Origin of the sequence: Polaribacter sp. HL-MS24, assembly GCF_032758595.1 — a bacterium.
GTDB lineage: Bacteria > Bacteroidota > Bacteroidia > Flavobacteriales > Flavobacteriaceae > Polaribacter.
In genome coordinates this window covers 1,938,837-1,953,749 of sequence record NZ_CP136415.1, presented here as the reverse complement: position 1 = coordinate 1,953,749, position 14,913 = coordinate 1,938,837, and the positions used below count along the sequence as shown (strand labels likewise).

Genomic DNA, 14,913 nt, shown 5'->3' with positions numbered 1-14,913 from the left:
ATAAATTCAAATTTTATGTAGTATCAATAAAACCAATTTTAGATTATTTTAAAAAAAATCACTTTGATTAACAAAATGGCGCCCACAAATATTAAAATGAAATATAATTGATTAGAAATAAGAGCATTTTTAGAAACTTTCTTAATAAACGCAATTGGATTCGATTGGATTCAGAAAAAAACTAATTTTTCCTTAATATTTTGTAAATTTTTTTTACAAAACATGTTGGTAGCAACCTAATAAAACTGACTAAAAACCCAAATTTTATTAACTCAAAAAAATTAATGATTTGATTTTTATATCTGAATATAAATAGTTTTAATTCAGATTTAGCATATTTAAAACCCCTTCTTCTTTTGTACATGTTATCATTAACTCTGAATAAAAGTAAAGATTCAGGTATATTAGCAAATTTTGCATTATTGACATATAATTTCAACCAAAGATATATATCTTCTTTAAGATGAAAAGCTTCATAACTGCCGACGCTAAGTACTTTAGATTTTTTAAAAATTACCGCAGGGTGATTTATAGGGCAACCATACTTTAACATTTTGGCACATTCAGAATGAGTTAATGGTAATTTTCTTGTTGAAACGATATTATTCACGGAACCACTAAACTCATCTACCCAAGAACTTAATATATCTATGTTTGGGTTTTGAATTAAATAATTAATTTGGGTTTTAAATCTATCAGGTTTTGAGATATCATCAGAATCCATTCTTGCGACAAACTCAAAACTACACTCTCTTAATCCAATTCTCAATGCTTCACCTAGTCCTTTATTTGTTGATAAATTTACTAGCTTAACATTTGGAGTGTTTTTCTTAAAACTATCAATAATTTGATTTAAGTCAGGGCCTAGTGGACCATCTTTAATAATTACAATTTGATTGGGCTTAAGCGATTGTATCTCATAGATACTTTCTAGTGCTAAATTAAAAAAACTTGGTTTATCATTTTTATAAACAGATATTAAAACTGAAAAATTCATAATTATATTTAAGAAAATTTTAATTAATTATCGTACATTTTTTGATAATATTCTTGATACTTTCCTGAAGTTACCTTCTCCATCCATTCATTATTTTGAAGATACCAAGCCACTGTTTTTTCAATTCCCTCTTCAAATTGTAACGAAGGCTCCCAGCCTAGCTCATTTTTTAATTTTGAGGAATCGATTGCATAGCGAAGATCATGACCTGCTCTATCCGTTACATAAGTGATTAACTTTTCAGAGGTACCTTCATTTCTACCTAACAAACGATCTACCGTTTTAATCATTACTTTTATCAAGTCAATGTTTTTCCATTCATTGAATCCGCCAATATTATAAGTATCTCCCAATTTTCCTTTGTGAAAAATAACATCAATAGCTCTTGCATGATCGTTTACAAACAACCAATCACGAACATTTTCACCTTTTCCATACACAGGTAGTGGTTTATTATTAACGATATTATTTATAAATAACGGAATCAATTTCTCTGGAAACTGATAAGAACCATAATTATTTGAACAATTAGAAATCACCACAGGTAAGCCATAAGTGTCTGCAAAGGCTCTTACAAAATGATCTGAAGACGCTTTGGATGCAGAATAAGGAGAATGAGGGTCATAGGCTGTTTCTTCTGTAAAGAATCCTTCTTCACCCAATGACCCATAAACCTCATCGGTTGAAACATGGTAAAATAACTTATTCTCAAAATTGGAGTTCCAAAATCCCTTTGTTGCTTGCAGCAGGCTTAAGGTTCCCATCACATTGGTCTGAGCAAATGAAAATGGATCTTCAATAGAACGATCTACATGCGACTCGGCTGCTAAGTGAATTACTGAATCTATGTTGTACTCTTTAAAAATTTGTGATACTTTTTTTAAATCACAAATATCACATTTCACAAAAGTGTAATTCTCTTTATCTTCAACATCTTTTAAATTCTCTAAATTACCAGCATAGGTTAACACATCCATGTTTATTACATGATATTCAGGATATTTATTAACCAATAATCTTACCAAGTGAGAACCTATAAAACCAGCACCGCCAGTAACTAATATATTTTTCATAAACTAATTTTTAATTTTTTCGATACAATCTTTTAAAGAATCTCTCCAGTAAGGTATTTCAATTTTAAAATCTATTTTTATTTTAGACTTATTCAATACTGAATATTGAGGTCTTTTTGCCAAGGTTGGATAATCTTTGGTTTGAATTGGATTTATTTTACAGTTCTTTCCTCCTAGTTCCATAATCGAAATAGCAAAATCATACCAAGAAGCTACACCTTCATTAGAAAAATGATACAGATTCCCTTTAGAATTTATATTCGTTTCTTTACTAAAAGCAAGAATATCAAGACAGCATTTTGCCAAATCTCTTGCATAAGTGGGTGTTCCGACTTGATCAAAAATGACTCCCAAGTTTTCTTTCTCGGAGCCAAGACGCAACATTGTTTTGACAAAATTATTTCCATAAGAAGAATACAACCACGAAGTTCTAATTACAACCGAATCTATATCACTATTGATAACAGCAAGTTCCCCTGCTCTTTTGGTCTCTCCATATACTCCAATTGGGCTCACTGGATCTAACTCTTTATAAGGTGAAAAATGATCACCATCAAACACATAATCAGTAGAGATATGAATCAACTTTCCATTCACTTTTGCCAAAGCATTGACAATATTTAATACTCCTTCATTATTTACTTTTGTTGCAATAATTGACTCCTCTTCAGCTTTGTCTACAGCGGTATAAGCCGCACAGTTAATAACTGCATTGATGTTATGATCTATAATAAAGGTTTGTAATGCTTTAAAATTACATATATCCAACTCAGGAAGATCTTTGAAAATAAAATCTACCTTTTTATAGTTAGTTACTAACTCTTTAATTTCTGATCCTAATTGCCCGTTCGATCCGGTAATTAATACTCTCATATTTTAGTTTGTAAAAGGAGATTCAAATTCTAAAAAAAAAGGAAGTTCAGAATCTTTTGAAGAGACTAAAACTTCACTTTCTTCTAATCCCCATTGGATGTTTAACTTCTTATCGTTCCATCGAATACCTGCATCAAACTCTGGCGCATAGGTATTGTCTACTTTATAGGCAAAAGTAGCGCTTTCGCTCAAAACCAAAAAACCATGTGCAAAACCTCTAGGAACAAATAACTGCCGTTTATTTTTACCAGATAATAGCACTGCAATATGCTGGCCATAGGTTTTTGATTTTTTTCTAATATCTACCGCAATATCAAGAACTTCTCCTTCAATACACCTTACTAGTTTGGCTTGCTCATAAGGTGGTTTTTGAAAATGAAGACCACGCAATACTCCCTTAGATGATTTTGACTCATTGTCTTGTAGAAAAGAGGTTTTACCAACAACTTCTTCAAACCTTTTTTGATTGTAGGATTCTAAAAAATAACCTCTGTTGTCTCCAAAAACTGAAGGCTCTATAACATAAACATCTGATATTTCTGTTTTAATAAACTTCATGTTATTACTTTGCTAATTTTAATAGATATTGACCATAACCATTTTTCTTTAATGGCTCTGCTAATTTATTTAACTGCGTTTTGTCTATGTATTTCATATTGTACGCTATTTCCTCTAAACAAGCAACCTTAAGCCCCTGTCTCTTTTCAATGGTTTCTATGAACTGGCCAGCCTCCATTAGAGAGTCATGCGTCCCAGTATCTAACCATGCAAAACCTCTACCTAACAATTCTACCTTTAAGCTTTGTTGTTTTAAGTATTCTTGATTTACGGTAGTAATTTCCAACTCTCCTCTGTGAGATGGTTTTATTTTTTTTGCAATTTCCACGACGTCGTTTGTATAAAAATACAATCCAACTACTGCAAAATTTGATTTAGGATCAGTAGGTTTTTCTTCGATAGAGATTACATTTCCTTTTTTATCATATTCGGCAACTCCATAACGTTCAGGATCATTTACATAATAACCAAATACAGTTGATTTGCCTTCAGCTACATTATTTATAGCATTTTGTAAAATTCCTGAAAAACCGTACCCATAAAAAATATTATCTCCTAATACCAAACACACATCATCATTTCCTATGAAATCCTCTCCTATAATAAAAGCTTGTGCCAATCCATCAGGACTGGGTTGTTCTTTGTATGTTAACTTTATTCCTAAATCTTCTCCAGTACCCAAAAGTTTTTCAAAATTTGGCAAATCTTCAGGAGTCGATATAATTAAAATATCTCTTATGCCAGACAACATTAACACAGATAATGGATAATATATCATTGGCTTATCATAGACTGGCAATAACTGTTTTGAAACTCCTTTTGTAATCGGATACAATCTTGTTCCGCTTCCTCCGGCTAATACAATTCCTTTCATATAAATGTTTATAAATTAATATTTATAATTTTTTGCGATAATTTACTTCCTATTTTTTAATCCATCGATAATTCCCTTATTAATCATTTTAAAATACTCCCTCCTTGGTTTTATCATTAAAGGGAAATAAAAATACTTTACTATATATTTAAAACCATTTGAAAACTTCCAATATATTGGAACATAATTTCTTTTAACTAATTTAAGGTAGTTTCTAAACTGAAAATAAGTTCTAAAAGGAGTTGGAATGGCTACTTTTCTTATTAAAAACTGCCTATCACCCTCACCTAACATATGACTTAGTAAAACACTTTCGATGATAAAAAATCTTAAATGTAAGTTAAATGAAGCTCTCCAACACCACTCATGATCTACTCCATCTATAAAAAGACTATCATCCAGCATACCAACTGAGCTAAAGTTTTGTGATGGTATTAATGAAGACGAACTGATTAATTCATTAACTTCGGTAATATCTTTCGTGATCTTTTTCCCTTTCATTATTCTCCCTCTATATTCAACACCTTCTTCTCGATTAAATGGCCTTGGACCTACAGCACCAATTTTCACCCCTTTCTTCAAAAGTAAATTAATACTAGCAATTAAACTAGAAACCAAATTAGAAGTTGGTATGCTATCTTGATCAAGGAATAATATGTAATCCATCCTCTTCTCTAAAAAGAAATTAATTCCTAAATTTTGAGCACTTGCAATACCAATATTACTTCCAATAAAGTGATATGTTATGTTTTTATAATTTGAAAACAAATTACTTTGATTTTTTGAAGAGTTATCTGAGATATAAACTTCACTAACTTGATTAGATATCCTATCTAGGATAGTTGTCAATAATTCACTTTCTTGATTATAAAGTACTAGAATACATCCTATTTTCATTTCTTAAATAATTATCTAAAGTTATTAGTGAGATTATCACGATAACATGGTTTGTGTCTAAAATATAAGGGTTTGTTACTGCATAAATAATGTAAGACAGATAAACAATCTTTATTGATTTTAGTCTCATCTTTTTCAGAAAAAAAATAACATTTAAAAATAGAAAAACAGAAAAATTTACTGCACCCATTTGATTTATAAAATAAAGAGGCTGTAATTCAAAATAAATATCATCGGTATAATCCCTGAAAGCAGTTTTAACATTTATAGTATTACCTATCCCTTTTCCAAAAAGGAAATTAAAAGGTTTTTCTGTAAGATTATTAGTTAAAACATTAACTTGATCTTTCCTTACAGCCAAAGAAACATCCTTTTTCATGCTAATTTGATTATCTAAGTAATCAGCAACTGGAAAAGAAAATATAATTATTAGAGTAAATAGAATAATTACATTTCTGTGAAACTGATTTATAGTGATGTTCGAAAAATTATAAAAAAACAAGAAGAAAGCTGAACCTAAAATATAAGCAAAATTACCTGAAATGATAAGGCCAGCAAAAAAAATAATTCTAAAAATATTTATGTTCCTAATCATGTTAATTTTAAGCAAAGAAAGAAAAAGAACAAAAGGAATTAAAGCATTACCCTTTAATTGGATTTTATAAAAAAAATTATTATATGAATAAACATCACCCCATTCTTGAAGCTTAAAAAAATATCTTATATCACTGGGTGATATATTAATCAAATTAAACATTAGTATTATTTCAAAAAGAAAGAGAAATAAACATTGGAGCGCTACACAATAAAAAAGAAATTTCAAAATTATGATTGGCAACTTAATGAAATAGGCAGCTAATATCAAGTTAACAATTATAAAAAACCTAAGTGCCAAAATAAAATCATTACCACAGAAAATTATTGAATAAAAAAATAGCAAACTGGTCCACAAAATTATAAATATAAAAAAAATAAAATCTTTTTTTTTAATATTATTCTTATGGTAGAGAAAATAAATTACAGGAATTAATATTAATGAAATATTTGCTAATACAGATAAACTGCCAAGAGGAACATATCTCGTAGTTATAAAGATAGTTAGTCCAAAAAAAATAATTAGTAGCTTTTTCATTATAATGGTAACCCTGGGTATTATTTAACTTTTAGTTTAATTGTTTTCATTAGGAAAGCTCTATCATAACTATTTGGTGAAAAATAAAAAGATAAAAACAACAATGAAAAACCAACAAAAAAATTAACAGCAATTATATTTATAGTTCCATTAATACAAATGGATATTAGATAGAAAATACACAAACTTAAAATAAAAATTAACAATAAATAAAATCCTTCTTTTTTATTAAAAGGAAATATTCTGTATAAATAATATAATTCAAAAGATTTAACTACATTTATTAAAATCTCCGAAATTGCGATGCTAAAAGCCATACCCCAAATAAAATTTTGAGCATAAAATACTAGAACTAAAATAACTATAGAAATTTTTAATACTCCATTTACGAGTTCATAAATACTTTTATTAGTCATTAATAAGACCGAACCATTAGGTCCAACGATAGAACCTATAAAAGTTCCACATAAAATGAATTTCAACATTAATGAACCCTTAACGTAGTTTTCCCCGATCAAGGATAAAATAAACTCAGAATTAAAAAAAAAGAATAAAAAAACTGGAATTAAAAAATATGCATTGATTCTGGTAACGCTTCTAAAAGTATATGCCATTAAATCAAAATCTTTATCTATGTAAGCTTTAGCAAAAGTTGGCAAACTCACATTTGCAAAATTTTGACCAAAAATAACTAAAACTTGACCTAACAATAATGCTATTGACAGGTAACTAACTGCTTCGTAATTGAATAAATCTGATTGTAAAACTTTGGAGAACTCATTAAAAAAACTGTATAATAATTGAATGAGATAAAACAGGATAGAACCTTTAATAAAAGAAAAACTGGGCCCTCCTTTTATTAGTGTATTTTTCAGAAAAGGTATTAAAATTATTAAATTACAAATTAAGACTGCATATATGAGTGCATAACTCGATTTGTCATAGAAACTATAAATAAATACAAAAACAACCAATACGAATAACTTCAATAGAAAGTTATTTACTTTAGCTGATACATGAGCTTTATTTACTCCAATTAAGAAAGCCCTATAATACCCTATGGAAATTATTAAGAAACAAATTGTAACCAAAAGAAAAATATCATTACTATCATTTATGTTTGGCTTCATTAAAATGAAACAAATTGGGAAAAAAACTAAAAAAATAATAACAAAACTATAAAAAAATTGAGAGAATAACTTTTTCTTATCATGGGTCACTTGGAATATTTTGGGGAAATAAAATGAAACCCCAAAAGAGAATATTAATGCGATAGAATTAGCAATACCCATAAAATAGTTGAATTTACCAAATTCAACTACACCTAAAACTTTTGCGGCATAAAATTGTGTAAATAAACCTATTGAAGCACCTAACAAATTATAAATTACACTTGTTAGGCCTTTTTTGAATATACCCATCAGTTAAAAAATCTTTGTTTAATTGATTTTAAAAGTCTTTTAGATGAGTTTCCGTCATAATAATCGTTAAGTTTTACTTTAGTATTAAGAACGCTAGCGAATTTTTTTTGTTTTAAGATCATTAATATTTCATTCCAGCCCTCTCCTTTTAATTCTTCTAAAGATTCGTATTCTATATACAGCTTTCTTGAAAAAGACATGTACTCTTCTAAATCAAAAGGACTAGGTATAATAGGTTTAGATGTCAGTTTAAAGTCAAAATAAGCACCAGAATAATCTGTAATTAACACATCAACATCTTTCATAAATAAATTTATGTCCGGCTCTATTTCACTATCGAAATGAATTATTCTTTCAGTATTCGTAAAATCAGAAACGTTAACCCCCATAAAGTGTGATTTATATAACATAATAGTGATCTTGTCTATTTTATTTTGAAAAATCTTAGGAAAATAAAAAGCGATTCCAAATGTAAATATAAGTCCCAAGGTATTTACTAAACCCATGAAATAACTATATTTCCCAAATTCTGAAGCTCCTAATATTTTTGCCGCAAAACATTGAATTGCGAAACCTAGTATCCCACCTAGTATTTTATATAGAAAATTAATAGACCCTTTTTTAAATATTTCCAAAACTTACTATATCATTAATTATTTTTTAATAATCTCGTTGTAGACCCGCTCGCAACTATTCCCATCTTGGAATGTGTGAAATCTATTTTTAATAACTATCCTTTCTTCTTTAAAAAGCTCTTGATTTTCTTTAAACTTTATAACCCATTCAAGTACCTCGTCCCAATTTTTACATTTTGGACCTTAGCGTTGTTTTATTATAATCATAATATAGTTTTCTATCTTTTGTTATGTATTTCTCATAATCAAACGGCGCAAAAATTATGGGTTTATTTGTAAGTAGGTAATCAAAAAAGACACTTGAATAATCAGTTATTAAAATATCAGTATTTGGTAAAACATCTGCAACATCGATTTCATTTAAAAAATTTATACATTTATATTCGCTATAATTCTTTAACAAGCTATCTTTTGGTTTATTTACAGGGTGCATTTTAACATTAAGTTTAATATCCAAATTTTTCAATGTTTCATTCCATTTTTCTATCTGAAAACCAAAATCTGAAAACAGGTCAATCTTATCATCTAAATTATCTCTGAATGTTGGCAAATAAGTTATCGTAAATTGTTTGTTATTAAAAGATTTGCTACTAAAAAAAGTGTCATTTCTGGGATAACCTGATATAACAACCCTTTTTGAATTAAATGCCGTCATAAATTTTGATTTATCTTCTTCTGATGCAGATATACATAAATAATTATGTTCTATTGAAAAAGGAAAAATTAGGTTTTTAAGATTCAAATATTTTTTGGTATTAAATTTTAATAAATCATCATTTCCTATTTTTTTTAAAGGTATACCATGCCAAAGTTGTATTAATTTAGCTCTATTATTCAAAAACGACATACAATCAGATTCATTAGAATGCACAAAAATTGAATATTTAGCCTTCAAGCCAATCATAATTGCTTTTAATGAATATTTTTTATATACTTCATTTCCTCTTGATTCTAATTGCTTTATAACTTCATCGTTATCCGTCAGCCATATTGTTCTGATTTGTGGATGAAATTCATTTATATATTCAAATAAGTATTTGCTATTATCAGCATATTTTTTACCAAACCAAGCTCCAAAAACCCATATATTCTCATCTTTTGGTATCATTTTCGATATCCAATATAATAAACTATTTAATGTAAACTGTTTTAGTATTCCAATTTTAATCTTCAACATATTTAACAATTCTTGTTAATTAATAAAATATTTATACAACTTCTATTAAACAGTATTTAAAATTTCTATATTCAGCTATTTGTCAAGAATAGATTTTAATTTTGTAGTAGAAATTCCTTTTGTTCTTTCTAAGTAAATCACTTCGCAGTATTCTTTTAAATTGTCAAACTTATTTTCCCAATCATTTCCCATAACAAACACATCTGCACTATTCTTTTTTATATCTTCAATCTTTTGATCCCAGTTATTTTCAGGAATAACCATATCTACATACTCTAATGATTCTAGAAATTCTTTTCTTTTATCATATGGAATTATACATGTTTTACCTTTAACCTCATTAAATTCATCAGAAGATAAACCTACAATTAATTTATCACCTAGTGCACGGCAGCGTTTTAAAATCTCAAGATGACCATAATGCAACAAATCAAAAGTACCATACGTGATGACCACTTTTATCTTTTTACTTATTAGAGATTCAAAATCTATTGCAATAGATTGTTCTTTATTTTCAAAAAAATTATAAAGCTTATTAAGCAAAGGTGTTCTATTATGAAGAGATTTAGACCTCAACTCATGAATCATTTTGACTGCGTTTATACCTTCCAAAACGACAGTATTTGAATTATACTCGTTATTATAAAACCCTTTTCCAATTAACAGTCCTAATGTCCTATTTCTACTCATATCATTTAATGCTGTTAAGCCTAAATCACCAAATCCAGCACCTAAAAAAATTGTATCTTGTTCGCCTCCTAGAGCTACTAATAATAATCTAATTTCTGAAAATGCTTTTGTAAGAATCATAAACCTAGTGTTAGCTGAATTATATTTCGCATCTATTACCCCTATTAGTATGGCATAAATATTCTTCAAGACACTTAATAGTTCAACACCTCTTATATCTGAAGTGTAATCAACATAAATATTTGTATTGACAATCACTTTTTTTAGGATATGGTATTGTTCAATTGTATCAAAACCAAGGGTAAATAATGACGGTGAATTATTCATTATTTCCTCTGAAAAAGTACCCCCTTTCATCGTTACTATATTTCTGTTAATAATATTTTCCTTTAAAAACTCAACAATAGTCTTTCCTTCTTCAAATATTCCTTTTGATAAATTAATTATTAGGGAATTCTTATTTATGAAGTTTATTAAATTAATAATATTTTTAATTTCGTTACTTGGAACCGCTATTAAAACAACATCAGCTTTTAAAACCTCGTTTTTATCACTAGTAGCTTTAATATTCTTGTTTAAAACTTTATTGGGATAGTATTTGGTGTTTCTATTAGCCTCATTAATTTCTATAATTTGCTGCTGATTTTTAGAAAAAAGGATTACTTTATTTAATAAATTATTGGATAATTGATTTGCCATAGCTGTTCCAAACGAACCAGCACCTATAATACAAATTTTCATAGTTCTTAATTTTTTGTTATGATAAATTGATTTTTTTTTTAACAAACCTAAAACAATTCTTTCCAAAATGGTATTTCTTTATAAAAGGTTTCTTTTAATTTATATTTACTTAACAAACTAAAATGAAACCTGTTTGCTATTGTTGGATATTAACCTGTTTTTATTGGCAAAACATGCTCCTGAGACGAGCCCAACATATCCGGATCCTATAACTGTAATATTCATTTCTTATTTATCTTCTACTTGTTTCACTTGCTTTCTAAGTCCACTCGAAGAGAACCTATGATCTCTAGCGTTGTAATAGAGCTCGATTCCTTTTTCATCGCAATAGTTTCTTCCTGTAAAGTTCTTTTCTTTATACTCGTCTCCAATGATGCGAACATCCAATTTAAAAGAACGTAAAATATCTTCTAAATCTTGCTCAGATACGTAGGGGACAATCTCATCTACATGCTTTGATCCTTTTAGCTGAATGTAACGTTCTATTATAGACTGTGAAGGTCCGTTTTTCTCAGGGCGATCAATCGAAGGGTCTAATTGCAAGCCAACGATTAAATAATCACACTGACGTTTGGCTTCTTCCAACATCTTTACATGCCCGGCATGAAAAAGATCAAAGGTTGAAAAGGTGATTCCTACTTTCATAACTTATATTTTTCTCGACTACCATCGCTAGTCTGTTTTATTTTTTATCTATTTTTTTTCAGCCTAAAAGTAGTCTATTTCCACGGCTTCGCCGTCACTACTCACAGTAATGGATTTAGAGGAAATAAAAATTTCAATAGATTAACTCGATTGAAATGACACTAGCGCTCCAATTTTTTTTAACTGGGCAATACAGTTTTTTCCTTTCACGGAAAGCAAAATAGCTTCCTGTTCCAACAAGGGTACCTTAACGGTATCACCAACTTCCAATCCTTTTTTTGGAATTTCATACTTCGTGTCCAAATAGCATTGCATAGCAACTACTTCATCATTAGAAACACATGCACGCTTTCCATTTTCAAACAAATAACGAACGACTCCTGACACAGTAAACACCTCATTTGTCTCTTGCTCCGACAAATACACTAAAACCATTGAAGGCAATAAGGGAACTTGTATCTTTTTCTTCCGATCGGACCATTGACGAACTTCTGTTTGAGTAGGTGCATATACTTTGATTCCTGTAGCAGAGAGACGGTCTACAACCTTTAACTCTGCTCTAGGTTTTGTATAAACTACAAACCATTTTTTGGAAGTTTTTGTATTCATTGGTTATCAGGGGCAAAAATAACGTTATTATTGTAAGAGATCCTTTTGAATCGCACTAAGTTTCAACTTAAAAAAACATTTTCAGCATTGAATTTTTAATCTTTGCTTTTAACTTTAGTGAAGCTCTGTTCTTGTTCATCAAAAACAATAAAATAATGGCTAATAAAAAAAGTAACAGCAATATGAACGAAGACTGAAGCGCATTAAAATATTGAATCACAATAAACATAGTCAATGCAACTATAAAATTCACTCCTCCAATAAAAAAGGATGCTTTACGATGAGACAAGCCAAAATCAACAATGATATGATGAATGTGATTCCTATCAGGCTTGAACATAGAGACACCTTTTACGGCCCTTAAAAACATAACTCGCAAAGTATCTAAGATGGGCACAAACAATACACCCACTAAAAAAAGAGGCAATTGCAGGCGCTTGAAGGATAAAACTGTATAGGCTCCATCTTCTAGCGACATAAATTTTAGGGTTAATAATCCCAATACCAGACCAATCACCAAACTCCCCGTATCTCCCATGAAAATCTTTTTGGAAACTGAAAAATTAAATCTGAGAAAAGCCAACAGGGTACCAATGGTAGCAATACTGATTGATAAAAAAAAGTAATACTCTAATTTGTACAACATAAAACTGTAAAAAGAAGCGACTATAATCCCTGTAATTCCAGTTAACCCATCTATTCCATCAATTAGATTAAAAGCGTTTATCAAGCCCAGTAAAAAAATCATACTTCCAACAATAGACACATACAATGGGATTTCAAAAATGCCCATAAAACCATGTAGGGAGAGAATTCGAAACTCTGGATGAAACATCAAAAGTGCAACTCCTACAAATTGACCTAAAAATTTAATTTTGGGAGACAGATTCCATAAATCATCCAAAAAACCAGTAAAAAATAAGATGGTAATTGAAGCAATGAGTGTAAGAGAAATTTGATTATCGTCCAAGGACTGTGCGAAAAACAACACTAAAATATAACTGATAAAAAAAGTAACACCACCAAAAGTAGCTACTGGACTTGAGTGTGAACTCCGATGATCTGGAGTATCACTGTGATTTCCCTTGAGTGCAATGGCTCTAATTTTGGGGATTAAATAAAGAGAGAGTGAAAAAATACCAAAGAATAACAAAATCATGAAGCCATGATTTGTTCCACTCATTCTTAGGGGGAATGTGTTTAAATAATTCATTTTCTTGTCTTTTTCTAGTAAGTATAGCAGTATTTACTAATTTTTTACAAATATAGTTATTTAAAACACACGAAGCTCAATTTATGCACAAAACCCCCTAAACTACTATTGAATGAAGTATTCCAAAATCCCTCAAAACTCCTTTTAAAAAACGAAAGTCTAGAAAATAAAAAAAGTACTTTCAGAAAATAATTTTCTGAAAGTACTCAATAAAGTGTTGACAACACGTTTTAATTACGTAGTCGCCCTTATTTCTTTTAAGATGTTTTGAAGAGGTTCTTTTACCAATACATACCCTATGCTTAGAACAAATCCCAAAAACAAATAAACAACAAGGATTAGTGCTCTTTTTGGAGTTGCCTTTTCTGAAGGAATTGTTACAGGCTTTAGAACGGTAAATATTGGAGTGTCTTTTTTTACCTGTAAGCGCTGAGTTTCTAATTGTTTTGCCAATTCTGAATAGACTGCAAAGACTAGGTTATACTGCGATTGTAATTGCAATAATTTTGTTTTTCCTAAAGCGGTATTGATCGCACTATTTTGATCCTGAAACGAGCCAAATCGATTTTTATCTTATTGAATTCATTTTCTTTTTCTTGAAAGCGATCTTCAATAAAATTGAATTCTTCAATCGATTTTTGTGTTTGAAATTTCAAAGCATAGTCTTGCAAAAGAGTTTGAGCCTTTTGTGCCATTTGAGCACTTGCAGCAGCCTCTGGAAGAGTTACAGCGATCGTAATATACCCCTCTTTAGCATTCACCGTTAAAAGGAGTTGTTTTTCTAATTGCCGAGTTAACCTCCTATCAATTGAAGAAAGGCGAATCAACTGATTTTCTTCAAAAACGATGTTGTCATCAATGGAATCTGACTTCAATGCTGAAAAAATAACAGATGGCAAGCCAATGGTATATTTCTTTAAATTCCCCAAAAGACCTGGACTATAAATTGAAGTGTAATATTCTTTATAACTTACTGGAGATTCTTGTCCTTCTATAGAAAGTGGAGTGTTTAACAGTTCCATCTGAAAAGGAATACTACTAAAAATTTCTGGGTACAATTCTGGAGAAATTTTTGTGTCACTTGCTGCTCCAGATAGGTTTATTCCTGCTAAAGAAGCCAATCCACTTAAGCTACCTCCAGAAGATTTCCCTTGATTGATGGGCACAAAAGTAGTAGATGCTGTGTATTGATTTTCTGAAAAGATCGCAATAAAGAGTCCTAAAAACAAAAAGACGAGAGTTGTTTTTAAAATTGTTGTTCTTGCAATCCATAATTTCTTTATAAGTGCTATGATGTCTATAGAATCTTCTTCGAAATTGCTGCTATCTTTATTTTCTTGTTGTAACATTAAAATTAAATTTTAAAAGGAGTTGTAAA

Annotated in this window: 18 protein-coding genes; all 18 read right to left on the bottom strand. The window is 29.5% G+C overall.

Annotated elements, in window-relative coordinates; all coding sequences use genetic code 11:
• Positions 1-181: 181 nt before the first annotated feature.
• The 18 genes from RRF69_RS09200 to RRF69_RS09125 all read right to left on the bottom strand — a co-directional run bounded on the left by RRF69_RS09200 (position 182) and on the right by RRF69_RS09125 (position 14,884).
• The gene (locus RRF69_RS09200) at positions 182-997 is read right to left on the bottom strand and encodes a glycosyltransferase (RefSeq protein WP_316939504.1); all 816 of its coding nucleotides are present in this window, start codon (positions 995-997) and stop codon (positions 182-184) included.
• A gap of 23 nt (positions 998-1,020) precedes the next feature.
• Complete coding sequence (gene rfbB, locus RRF69_RS09195) at positions 1,021-2,070, bottom strand: dTDP-glucose 4,6-dehydratase (RefSeq protein WP_316939503.1); 1,050 nt, start codon at positions 2,068-2,070, stop codon at positions 1,021-1,023.
• Between the two features lie 3 nt (positions 2,071-2,073).
• Positions 2,074-2,943 (bottom strand): dTDP-4-dehydrorhamnose reductase, encoded by an 870-nt coding sequence (gene rfbD, locus RRF69_RS09190; RefSeq protein ID WP_316939502.1) that lies wholly within the window; start codon positions 2,941-2,943, stop codon positions 2,074-2,076.
• Between the two features lie 3 nt (positions 2,944-2,946).
• The gene (gene rfbC, locus RRF69_RS09185) at positions 2,947-3,501 is read right to left on the bottom strand and encodes a dTDP-4-dehydrorhamnose 3,5-epimerase (protein ID WP_316939501.1); all 555 of its coding nucleotides are present in this window, start codon (positions 3,499-3,501) and stop codon (positions 2,947-2,949) included.
• Positions 3,502-3,505: 4 nt separating this feature from the next.
• Entirely contained in the window at positions 3,506-4,375 is an 870-nt protein-coding gene (gene rfbA, locus RRF69_RS09180) for a glucose-1-phosphate thymidylyltransferase RfbA (RefSeq protein WP_316939500.1), read from the bottom strand.
• A gap of 42 nt (positions 4,376-4,417) precedes the next feature.
• Positions 4,418-5,272: a glycosyltransferase gene (locus tag RRF69_RS09175; protein WP_316939499.1), complete on the bottom strand. Its 855-nt coding sequence runs from the start codon at positions 5,270-5,272 to the stop codon at positions 4,418-4,420.
• Complete coding sequence (locus tag RRF69_RS09170) at positions 5,241-6,029, bottom strand: hypothetical protein (protein WP_316939498.1); 789 nt, start codon at positions 6,027-6,029, stop codon at positions 5,241-5,243. Before RRF69_RS09170 ends, RRF69_RS09175 begins: the two co-directional genes overlap by 32 nt.
• 395 nt (positions 6,030-6,424) lie before the next feature.
• Complete coding sequence (locus RRF69_RS09165; protein WP_316939497.1) at positions 6,425-7,825, bottom strand: hypothetical protein; 1,401 nt, start codon at positions 7,823-7,825, stop codon at positions 6,425-6,427.
• Complete coding sequence (locus RRF69_RS09160; protein ID WP_316939496.1) at positions 7,825-8,460, bottom strand: CDP-glycerol glycerophosphotransferase family protein; 636 nt, start codon at positions 8,458-8,460, stop codon at positions 7,825-7,827. The genes RRF69_RS09165 and RRF69_RS09160 overlap by 1 nt, the downstream gene beginning before the upstream one ends.
• An 18-nt stretch (positions 8,461-8,478) precedes the next feature.
• Entirely contained in the window at positions 8,479-8,601 is a 123-nt protein-coding gene (locus tag RRF69_RS11815; RefSeq protein WP_410479483.1) for a hypothetical protein, read from the bottom strand.
• A 28-nt stretch (positions 8,602-8,629) separates the two neighbouring features.
• Entirely contained in the window at positions 8,630-9,568 is a 939-nt protein-coding gene (locus RRF69_RS09155) for a CDP-glycerol glycerophosphotransferase family protein (RefSeq protein WP_316939495.1), read from the bottom strand.
• A 144-nt stretch (positions 9,569-9,712) separates the two neighbouring features.
• Positions 9,713-11,134 (bottom strand): adenylyltransferase/cytidyltransferase family protein, encoded by a 1,422-nt coding sequence (locus RRF69_RS09150; protein WP_316939494.1) that lies wholly within the window; start codon positions 11,132-11,134, stop codon positions 9,713-9,715.
• 51 nt (positions 11,135-11,185) lie between these two features.
• A complete protein-coding gene (locus RRF69_RS11810; RefSeq protein WP_410479455.1) occupies positions 11,186-11,293 on the bottom strand; it encodes a hypothetical protein in 108 nt (35 codons plus the stop codon).
• 3 nt (positions 11,294-11,296) lie between these two features.
• The gene (locus tag RRF69_RS09145; RefSeq protein WP_316939493.1) at positions 11,297-11,713 is read right to left on the bottom strand and encodes an adenylyltransferase/cytidyltransferase family protein; all 417 of its coding nucleotides are present in this window, start codon (positions 11,711-11,713) and stop codon (positions 11,297-11,299) included.
• Between the two features lie 141 nt (positions 11,714-11,854).
• Complete coding sequence (locus tag RRF69_RS09140; protein WP_316939492.1) at positions 11,855-12,322, bottom strand: transcription termination/antitermination NusG family protein; 468 nt, start codon at positions 12,320-12,322, stop codon at positions 11,855-11,857.
• Between the two features lie 67 nt (positions 12,323-12,389).
• Complete coding sequence (locus tag RRF69_RS09135; protein WP_316939491.1) at positions 12,390-13,505, bottom strand: MraY family glycosyltransferase; 1,116 nt, start codon at positions 13,503-13,505, stop codon at positions 12,390-12,392.
• A 264-nt stretch (positions 13,506-13,769) separates the two neighbouring features.
• Positions 13,770-14,036, bottom strand: a complete 267-nt coding sequence (locus RRF69_RS09130) for a GNVR domain-containing protein (RefSeq protein WP_316939490.1) — start codon at positions 14,034-14,036, stop codon at positions 13,770-13,772.
• 14 nt (positions 14,037-14,050) lie between these two features.
• The gene (locus tag RRF69_RS09125; RefSeq protein WP_316939489.1) at positions 14,051-14,884 is read right to left on the bottom strand and encodes a Wzz/FepE/Etk N-terminal domain-containing protein; all 834 of its coding nucleotides are present in this window, start codon (positions 14,882-14,884) and stop codon (positions 14,051-14,053) included.
• Between the last annotated feature and the right edge of the window lie 29 nt (positions 14,885-14,913).

Excerpts from the sequence above, each read along its gene's own strand:
- rfbB (WP_316939503.1), bottom strand. The coding sequence starts at position 2,070 with ATGAAAAATATATTAGTTACTGGCGGTGCTGGTTTTATAGGTTCTCAC.
- RRF69_RS09125 (WP_316939489.1), bottom strand. The coding sequence starts at position 14,884 with ATGTTACAACAAGAAAATAAAGATAGCAGCAATTTCGAAGAAGATTCT.
- RRF69_RS09170 (WP_316939498.1), bottom strand. The coding sequence starts at position 6,029 with ATGTTTAATTTGATTAATATATCACCCAGTGATATAAGATATTTTTTT.
- RRF69_RS09140 (WP_316939492.1), bottom strand. The coding sequence starts at position 12,322 with ATGAATACAAAAACTTCCAAAAAATGGTTTGTAGTTTATACAAAACCT.
- RRF69_RS11810 (WP_410479455.1), bottom strand. The coding sequence starts at position 11,293 with ATGAATATTACAGTTATAGGATCCGGATATGTTGGGCTCGTCTCAGGA.
- RRF69_RS09200 (WP_316939504.1), bottom strand. The coding sequence starts at position 997 with ATGAATTTTTCAGTTTTAATATCTGTTTATAAAAATGATAAACCAAGT.
- RRF69_RS09145 (WP_316939493.1), bottom strand. The coding sequence starts at position 11,713 with ATGAAAGTAGGAATCACCTTTTCAACCTTTGATCTTTTTCATGCCGGG.
- RRF69_RS09155 (WP_316939495.1), bottom strand. The coding sequence starts at position 9,568 with ATGATACCAAAAGATGAGAATATATGGGTTTTTGGAGCTTGGTTTGGT.
- rfbC (WP_316939501.1), bottom strand. The coding sequence starts at position 3,501 with ATGAAGTTTATTAAAACAGAAATATCAGATGTTTATGTTATAGAGCCT.
- RRF69_RS09165 (WP_316939497.1), bottom strand. The coding sequence starts at position 7,825 with ATGGGTATATTCAAAAAAGGCCTAACAAGTGTAATTTATAATTTGTTA.
- rfbD (WP_316939502.1), bottom strand. The coding sequence starts at position 2,943 with ATGAGAGTATTAATTACCGGATCGAACGGGCAATTAGGATCAGAAATT.
- RRF69_RS09135 (WP_316939491.1), bottom strand. The coding sequence starts at position 13,505 with ATGAGTGGAACAAATCATGGCTTCATGATTTTGTTATTCTTTGGTATT.
- rfbA (WP_316939500.1), bottom strand. The coding sequence starts at position 4,375 with ATGAAAGGAATTGTATTAGCCGGAGGAAGCGGAACAAGATTGTATCCG.
- RRF69_RS09175 (WP_316939499.1), bottom strand. The coding sequence starts at position 5,272 with ATGAAAATAGGATGTATTCTAGTACTTTATAATCAAGAAAGTGAATTA.